This window comes from Frankia sp. CcWB2, assembly GCF_977927585.1.
Genome location: NZ_CDWRCM010000147.1, coordinates 1 through 696, shown reverse-complemented (window position 1 = coordinate 696; position 696 = coordinate 1). Strand labels below are relative to the sequence as shown.

Below are 696 nucleotides of genomic sequence, written 5' to 3'. Positions count from 1 at the left end.
ATCTCTCCGCTGCCGGATGTAGCGGGACGTACCGGCAGATGTTGGTCGCGATGAAGGAGCCGGGAGTCGCGAAATCGAGGCGGCGCGCCTGCGCCTGCGCCTGATGGGTGGTCCACAGGGTGGCCTTGAACTCGGCGGAGTGTTCACCCATCATCCGGGCGGCGAACTCGACCAGCGCGGCGTCGGCGTACTTGCTGGCGACGATGCCGTTCGGCACTGCGAGGGTCTGTGTCGGCTGGGACGGGATGATGTTGTAGTCACCCGGCTCGATAGCGGCCCTTGTGAAGACGTTGGCTCCGACATCGAGGTACTGGGAGTACCAGTCCCGCTGGATCGCCGATTGCTAGTCGTCGAGTGGCACGAATCTGATCTTCTGGTAGCTGTCGTTGTATTCCTGGACCGCCATCGTGGGAGCGCCCGCCGCCCACAGGACCGCGTCGGCGTGATCCGCACCGGTGGGATGAAGTTTCTGGAGAGCCTCGGCTATCCGGTTCCCGGTCACCGGACGGATGACGCAGCCCGCTCCTTTTACCCGGGTGATCTGACGGAACAGCACGGAGGCGATCTGGTGGGTGCCCGAGTCGAGCACTCCGCTTTCGACCGTCTTGCCGCACAGATCGTCCGCGCTATGAATGCTGGAGTTGGTCGGGACGATGAGCTGGAGAACGTCGTAGTAGATCTGGCCGACGAGGCGTA

General features: G+C 63.6%; 1 protein-coding gene and 1 pseudogene. Both read right to left on the bottom strand.

The features are described from left to right. Positions 1–217: pseudogene (locus tag ACY45C_RS15225) on the bottom strand (hypothetical protein); the annotation flags it as partial. A gap of 126 nt (positions 218–343) precedes the next feature. Next, positions 344–696, bottom strand: a 353-nt coding sequence (locus tag ACY45C_RS15220) for a TAXI family TRAP transporter solute-binding subunit (protein WP_462188256.1), incomplete at its 5' end; no start/stop codon positions are given.